Consider the following 6,326-nt stretch of genomic DNA (forward strand, 5'->3'; position numbering starts at 1 on the left):
CACCTGGGAGGCGCGGCGCCATGGACGAACTGTTCGACGCGAGCTGGACGCACATCGCGCTCACCCGGCGCGAGGCCGTCTGCGAGGTGGCGCTGGCCCGGCCGGACGCCCGCAACGCCTTGAACGGCGAGCTGATGGCCGAGCTGACCGAAGTGGCGCGGCGACTGCGCCTGCGCACGGACGTCCTGGCGGTGATCCTGACCGGAACGGAGAGCTACTTCTCGGCCGGGGCGGACCTGTCGGCCAGCCAGGCGCGCGCAGGCCAGGCGAGCCTGCTGGAGGCGCGGCGCGCGATCATGGCGGGACCCGACCTCTGCAAGGCCTGGGAGGAGATCGAGGCGGTGACCATCGCGGCCATCGAGGGCTACTGCATCGGCGGCGCCTGTGCGCTCGCCGTCTCCTGCGATTTCCGGGTGATGGGCGCGTCGGCCTACATGCGGCTGCCGGAGGTCCCGCTGGGGATGAACATGAGCTGGCGCTCGCTTCCCAAGCTGGTCGCGCTCGCGGGCCCGTCGCGCGCCAAGCAGTACGTGATGTTCGGCGAGGCCGCCGATGCGCAGCGCTGCCTGACCTGGGGTTTCGCCGACGAGGTGGTGGAAGCCGGCGCGGCGCTCGCGGCCGCCCGCCGCTGGGCCGACAAGGTCGCGGCCCTGCCGCCATTGCCCGTGCGGATGACCAAGGAAGCGGTGAACGCCATCGCCGCGGCGACGGCCCAGGCCAGCATCTACATGGACCGCGACCAGTACCTGCTGGCCAGCCGCAGCGCCGACTATCGCGAGGGGATCGCCGCCTTCCGCGAGAAGCGGCCCGGGAAGTTCAAGGGCGACTAGCCGGAAGGACCGTCAGTCCTCCGCAGCCTGGGGCCCGGCGTAGGTCAGGTAGCCGCGCTCCACCATCCGGCGCATGGCGTCGTAGACCTCGGTGAGTTCTTCGTAGGCGGTGCGCAGATGGGCCAGGTGCTCGACCTGGTCGCGGGTCAGGGCGTGGCCGCGCTCCGTGGCCGCCAGCGAGGCGGCTACCCATTGGGTGCGGGCCACCGCTGTCGCCAGGGCCAGGCGCTCGAACTGCTGGGCCTCGGCCTTGCCGATCGCGCCGCCCAGGACCTTCTTGTTGGCGGCGTAGGCGGCGTAGTCGATCTGTTCGAGTTGGCCGCGCAGTTGGCGCTGCGCCTTCGGGTCGACGTCGTCGTCGGGCTCGAAATGATCGGCGGCGCTGCGCCAAAGGCTGGTCGCTCGGCTAATCGGCATCTATTCGCTCCGGAGCTCGTCGTCCGTAATCACGCGGCACCCTAGGGACGCTGAATTAATAAATCTTGATCCCTGCCCGAGACCTTTGAAAGCAGATCGGCCGAATGCCTGGCGAATGGCCGCGCTTGCTTGCGGGAATATTTCTGGGCGGCTGAGGCCTGATCTAGGCGTTGCGGGCCATCAACCCGCCGTCCACTGGGATGGTGACGCCGGTGATGTAGGACGCGGCCGGCAGGCAGAGGCTGAGGGTGATGTGCGCGACCTCCTCGGGGCGGCCGTAGCGGCGAAGGGCCGTGCGGCGCCGGGCGAAAGTCTCCTTGTCGGCCTGCGGGATCGCCTCGGTCATGCCGGTCAGGATCGGGCCCGGGCAGACGCAGTTGACGGTGATGCCCTCCGGCCCAAGCTCGACGGCCAGCGCGCGGGTGAGGCCGGTGACCCCGGCCTTGGCCGCGGCGTAGGCGCTGTCGCGGGCTGTGGCGCCCAGGGCCTCGGTGGAGGCGATGTTGACGATCCGCGGGGCGGCGGACTTCCGCAGGTAGGGCAGGGCGGCGCGGACGATCCGCTGGTGGGCGGTCAGCATGACGCCGAGCGCGCGGGTCCAGATCGCCTCGTAGTTCGCCGCGTCGATGGCTGCGAAGCCGCCGACGCCGGCGTTGTTGACCACGATGTCCAGGCCGCCGAACCGCGCGGCCGCCTGGGCGATCACGGCCTCGATGGCCGCGGCGTCGGCGACGTCGAGGGTCCAGGCCTCGGCGCTCAGGCCCCGGTGCACCAGGTCGTCGGCGACCTCGCGGACGCTCTCGGCGGCGATGTCGGTGAGGGCCACGTGGGCGCCCTCGGCGGCGAACACCTCGGCGGTGGCCCGGCCCATGCCGCTGGCCGCGCCGGTGATCAGGACGGTGGATCCGGCGACGGAGCGGCTGGCGGCGTGGGTCATGGCGCGATGCTGTCACGCCGGGAGGTCAGGTCAACGGTTCCCCGAAGTCACCCTTGCCACGGCGGCGCCCAGCGGGGAGCATGGCGACCCTCAGGGAGAGAGGCGAAATGCACCAGTTCAAGACCCCGGATTTCAAACTGGTGGACGCCGGCCAGGCGAAGATCCGCGTGGCTGTCGAGGGCGAAGGGCCGCTGGTCCTCATGGTCCATGGCTTTCCCGAGAGCTGGTATAGCTGGCGCCATCAGCTCGGGCCGATCGCGCAGGCGGGGTTCACCGCGGCGGCCATCGACGTTCGCGGCTACGGCGGTTCCGACAAGCCTCGCGATATCGCCGCCTACAGCATGGAGAACATCACCGCCGACGTGGCCGGGGTTGCGAAGGCGCTGCAGCCGGACGCGCCGGCGATCCTGATCGGCCACGACTGGGGCGCGCCGATCGTCTGGAACTCTTCGCTGAGCCGGCCCGAGGCGTTCAAGGCGACAGCCGGCCTTTCGGTGGCCTATTCCGGCGTGCCGAACCGGCCGTTCACCGACATCTTCCGCGAGGCCTTCACCGACAAGGGCCTGTTCTTCTACCAGGCCTGGTTCCAGGAGGTCGGTCCGCCGGAGGCCGAAGCCGAGGCCGACGTGCGCGATTTCCTGCGCAAGTTCTACTACGGCGCCAGCGGCGACGCCCCGGCCGGGACCTGGCCCATCAAGAAGCACGGCGCGCCCTTGCTGGAGGGCATGGTCGACCCCGGGGTGTTCCCCGCCTGGCTGACCGCGGCCGACCTCGACTACTACGTGGGCGAATTCACGGCCTCGGGCTTCTTCGGGCCGATCAGCCGCTATCGCAACCACGAGCGCGACTTCGAGTGGCTGCAGCAGTTCAAGGGCCGCAAGCTGGACATGCCGACGCTGCTGATCGGCGGCGACCGGGATCCGGCGTTCAACGGCTTCGGGCGCATCGCCGACCCGGGCGCCATGATGCGCCAGCACGTGACCGACCTGCGCGGCGTCCACGTCCTGCCCGGCTGCGGCCACTGGACCCAGCAGGAGCGGCCCGACGAGGTGACAGCCCTGCTGGTCCCATGGCTCAAGGGCGTCCGTTGATCCGGCTCTATCATTGCGCCGACGCGCGCTCGTTCCGTCCGCTCTGGGCGCTGGAAGAGCTGGGCCTGGACTACGACCTGACGGTGATGCCGTTCCCGCCGCGCTACCGCGCCAAGGAATATATGGCGGTCAACCCGCTGGGCACGATCCCCGCGCTGGCGGATGGCGAGACGCTCATGACGGAGTCCGCGGCCATCGTGCAGTACCTGGTCACCCGCTACGGGCCGAGCCCGCTGGCGGTCGATGTTGCCGACCCCGCCTATGGCGCCTGGCTGAACTGGCTGCATTTCGGCGAGGCGACGCTCACGTTCCCGCAGACCCTGGTGCTGCGCTACCGGCGCTTCGAGCCGGGCAAGGCCGAGGTCGTGGCCGACGACTACGCCAAGTGGTTCCTGGCCAGGCTGCGCGCCGTGGACCGGGCGCTGCAGGACCGCGACTGGCTCTGTGCCGGGCGCTTCACCGCCGCGGACATCTCCGTGGGCTACGCCCTGCTGCTGGCCGGCCAACTCGGCCTCGACGCGGAGTTCACGCCGGCCGTCGCGGCCCATTGGGGCCGGCTGCAGGCGCGGCCCGGATTCCAGGCCGCCAAGGCCTCGCAGGCGCGCCATGCGCCGGCCGGTTCGGAGACCTTCGCGTCATGAACGACGAGATCATCCTGCACCACTACGACAGCTCGCCCTTCTCGGAGAAGGTGCGGGTCATGCTGGGCGTGAAGGCGCTGTCCTGGCGCTCGGTGATCCAGCCGGTGATCATGCCGAAGCCGGAGCTGACGCCGCTGACCGGCGGCTATCGGCGCATTCCGGTGATGCAGATCGGCGCCGACGTCTATTGCGACACCCAGGTGATCCTGGCCGAGCTCGAGGCGCGGCACCGCAAGCCCGCCGTCGCCCGCGGCGCGGACTGGGCGGTCAACCTCTGGGCCGACCGGCTGTTCTTCCAGACCACGGTGGCGGTGGTGTTCGGCGCGACGGCCGACCAGGTTCCGAAGGCCTTCATCGAGGACCGCGAGAAGCTCTCCGGCCGGCCCTTCGACATGGCGGTCATGAAGGCCGCGGCGGTCCCCATGAGGGCCCAGTGGCGGGCGCACGCGGCCTGGATCGAGCGCGGCCTCGCCAGCAACGATTTCCTAGGAGGATCAACGCCTTCCCTGGCCGACATCGCGGCCTACATGAACGTCTGGTGGCTCGGGCGCGCAGCGCCGGGCGTCGCCGCCGAGCTGCTCGACGGCCTGCCGAAGACGGCGGGCTGGCGCGAGCGGGTGAAGGCCCTGGGCCACGGCCGCCGCAACGAGATGAGCGGCGGCGAGGCCCTGAAGATCGCCATGGCGTCCACGCCGGCCACGGCGCCGGCCGCCGGTCCAGCCGATCCCTCCGCCCTTCGCCTGGGCGACGCCGTCGCCGTCCGCGCCGACGACTACGGCCGCGACCCGATCGAGGGGCGGCTGGTGGCGGTGACGTCCGAGCGGATCACCGTGGCCCGCGACGACGGCGAGCTCGACCTGATCCATGTGCATTTCCCGCGCGTCGGCTACGTCCTGACCGCGGCCTGAGACGGAGCCCTTCCATGAACGATCGCGTGACGATGGATATCCAGGGCGGCGTCGCCGACGTGCGGCTGGTGCGCGCCGACAAGATGAACGCCCTCGACGACGCCATGTTCTCGGCCCTGATCGAGGCCGGCGAGCGGCTGAAGGGCGAGGCCGGCGTGCGCGCGGTTGTGCTGTCCGGCGAGGGGCGCGCGTTCTGTGCGGGGCTCGACATGGGCTCCTTCCAGCAGATGGCCTCGGGCGGCGGCGGGCAGCGGACCACCGACGCCCTGCTGACGCCGAAACGCACCGAGGGCGGATCGAACCGGGCCCAGCACGCCTGTATGGTCTGGCGGGAGATTCCCGTGCCGGTGATCGCGGCTGTGCATGGGGTGGCCTTCGGCGGCGGTTTCCAGCTCGCCCTCGGCGCGGACCTCCGCTACGTGGCGGCCGATGCGCGCCTGGCGGTGCTGGAGATCAAGTGGGGCCTGATCCCCGACATGGCCGGCATGGTGCTGATGCGCGGCCTGGTGCGCGACGACGTGGCCCGGGAGCTGACCTACACCGGCCGCGTCTTCTCGGGCGAGGAGGCCGTGGCCATGGGCCTGGCGACCCGCGTCTGCGCCGACCCGCGGGCCGAGGCCCTGGCGCTGGCGGCCGAGATCGCGGGCAAGAACCCGCACGCCATCCGCGCCGGCAAGCGCCTGCTCAACCTGGCGGCCGAAGCCGACCAGCACGCCGTCCTCCTCGCGGAGAGCAAGGAGCAGGGCGCACTGATCGGCTCGGCCAACCAGGTCGAGGCCGTGATGGCCAATCTGCAGAAGCGCAGTCCGCAGTTCGCGGACTAGCTTGGGATCAGCGCGCCGCGACTTTCAGGGCGGGGTCCTGGATCTGGGCCAGGGTGGCGCTGACCGTGTGGGTCACGCAGGCGCGCATCTCGTCGAGCGGGAAGCTGGAGCCGACGATGTCGCTGGCGCAGACCCGGCGGGCGGCGTTGAACACCTCGGCGCGAAGCTGCTCGGGCGACTTGCCGGCGGTCGAAATGCGGATGGAGTCCGCGGCGCAGGCCGGCGCGGCGAGCAGGGTGGCGGCAACGGCCGCCAGGATGACGATACGGTTCATGGTCTGGTTTCCGGATGGAGGTTGATGACAACCCCTTTCACCGGCGTTCCTCTTAGGCGGCGGTCGGAAACTGACGTCGACCTGTCGCCTGCGAGGACCTTTACCGGCGATTCCGTACCGATCAATGGAAATTATATTGCGTCGCAGCAATGACGCTGCGCTGCACAATTAGCGGGCGCGCGATGCTCCGCCCAAGGGCGCCGACGGCTCCTAGCCGCGGCCGATGAACGGCATGGACGTCGCCATGACCGTCATGAACTGGACGTTGGCCTCCAGCGGCAGGCCGGCCATGTAGAGCACCGCGTCGGCGACCGCCGAGACGTCCATGACGGCCTCCGGGGCGATGGAGCCATCGGCCTGCATGACCCCCTTGCTCATGGCCCGGGTCATCTCGGTGCCGGCGT

Annotated in this window: 8 protein-coding genes and 1 pseudogene; 5 read left to right on the plus strand and 4 right to left on the minus strand. The window is 70.6% G+C overall.

Going from position 1 to position 6,326, the window contains the following annotated elements; all coding sequences use genetic code 11:
* The first annotated feature begins 20 nt into the window (after positions 1-20).
* The gene (locus VNW53_RS02610; protein ID WP_325553449.1) at positions 21-830 is read left to right on the plus strand and encodes an enoyl-CoA hydratase/isomerase family protein; all 810 of its coding nucleotides are present in this window, start codon (positions 21-23) and stop codon (positions 828-830) included.
* 12 nt (positions 831-842) lie between these two features.
* Here the strand turns inward: VNW53_RS02610 and VNW53_RS02615 are convergent, their stop codons facing one another.
* Both VNW53_RS02615 and VNW53_RS02620 read right to left on the minus strand, forming a co-directional pair.
* Positions 843-1,247, minus strand: a complete 405-nt coding sequence (locus tag VNW53_RS02615) for a hypothetical protein (protein WP_325553450.1) — start codon at positions 1,245-1,247, stop codon at positions 843-845.
* A 163-nt stretch (positions 1,248-1,410) separates the two neighbouring features.
* Positions 1,411-2,184 (minus strand): SDR family NAD(P)-dependent oxidoreductase, encoded by a 774-nt coding sequence (locus VNW53_RS02620; RefSeq protein WP_325553451.1) that lies wholly within the window; start codon positions 2,182-2,184, stop codon positions 1,411-1,413.
* Positions 2,185-2,291: 107 nt separating this feature from the next.
* Here VNW53_RS02620 and VNW53_RS02625 point away from each other — a divergent pair, with 107 nt between their 5' ends.
* From VNW53_RS02625 to VNW53_RS02640, 4 genes are read left to right on the plus strand one after another with little or no spacing between them, the layout of a single operon-like run.
* On the plus strand, positions 2,292-3,275 hold the full coding sequence (locus VNW53_RS02625) for an alpha/beta hydrolase (RefSeq protein WP_325553452.1): 984 nt from the start codon (positions 2,292-2,294) through the stop codon (positions 3,273-3,275).
* Positions 3,272-3,916 (plus strand): glutathione S-transferase family protein, encoded by a 645-nt coding sequence (locus VNW53_RS02630; protein WP_325553454.1) that lies wholly within the window; start codon positions 3,272-3,274, stop codon positions 3,914-3,916. Before VNW53_RS02625 ends, VNW53_RS02630 begins: the two co-directional genes overlap by 4 nt.
* Positions 3,913-4,824 (plus strand): glutathione S-transferase family protein, encoded by a 912-nt coding sequence (locus VNW53_RS02635; RefSeq protein WP_325553455.1) that lies wholly within the window; start codon positions 3,913-3,915, stop codon positions 4,822-4,824. Before VNW53_RS02630 ends, VNW53_RS02635 begins: the two co-directional genes overlap by 4 nt.
* 14 nt (positions 4,825-4,838) lie before the next feature.
* Positions 4,839-5,648: a crotonase/enoyl-CoA hydratase family protein gene (locus VNW53_RS02640; protein ID WP_325553456.1), complete on the plus strand. Its 810-nt coding sequence runs from the start codon at positions 4,839-4,841 to the stop codon at positions 5,646-5,648.
* Positions 5,649-5,655: 7 nt separating this feature from the next.
* Here the strand turns inward: VNW53_RS02640 and VNW53_RS02645 are convergent, their stop codons facing one another.
* Both VNW53_RS02645 and VNW53_RS02650 read right to left on the minus strand, forming a co-directional pair.
* Positions 5,656-5,922, minus strand: coding sequence for a hypothetical protein (locus tag VNW53_RS02645; protein WP_325553457.1), 267 nt, complete (start codon positions 5,920-5,922; stop codon positions 5,656-5,658).
* 210 nt (positions 5,923-6,132) lie between these two features.
* Positions 6,133-6,326 (minus strand): annotated as a pseudogene (locus tag VNW53_RS02650) (3-oxoacyl-ACP reductase); the annotation flags it as partial.

Source organism: Phenylobacterium sp., from assembly GCF_035569475.1.
Classification (GTDB): domain Bacteria; phylum Pseudomonadota; class Alphaproteobacteria; order Caulobacterales; family Caulobacteraceae; genus Phenylobacterium.

Excerpts from the sequence above, each read along its gene's own strand:
- VNW53_RS02610 (WP_325553449.1), top strand. The coding sequence starts at position 21 with ATGGACGAACTGTTCGACGCGAGCTGGACGCACATCGCGCTCACCCGG.
- VNW53_RS02615 (WP_325553450.1), bottom strand. The coding sequence starts at position 1,247 with ATGCCGATTAGCCGAGCGACCAGCCTTTGGCGCAGCGCCGCCGATCAT.
- VNW53_RS02620 (WP_325553451.1), bottom strand. The coding sequence starts at position 2,184 with ATGACCCACGCCGCCAGCCGCTCCGTCGCCGGATCCACCGTCCTGATC.
- VNW53_RS02625 (WP_325553452.1), top strand. The coding sequence starts at position 2,292 with ATGCACCAGTTCAAGACCCCGGATTTCAAACTGGTGGACGCCGGCCAG.
- VNW53_RS02635 (WP_325553455.1), top strand. The coding sequence starts at position 3,913 with ATGAACGACGAGATCATCCTGCACCACTACGACAGCTCGCCCTTCTCG.
- VNW53_RS02640 (WP_325553456.1), top strand. The coding sequence starts at position 4,839 with ATGAACGATCGCGTGACGATGGATATCCAGGGCGGCGTCGCCGACGTG.
- VNW53_RS02645 (WP_325553457.1), bottom strand. The coding sequence starts at position 5,922 with ATGAACCGTATCGTCATCCTGGCGGCCGTTGCCGCCACCCTGCTCGCC.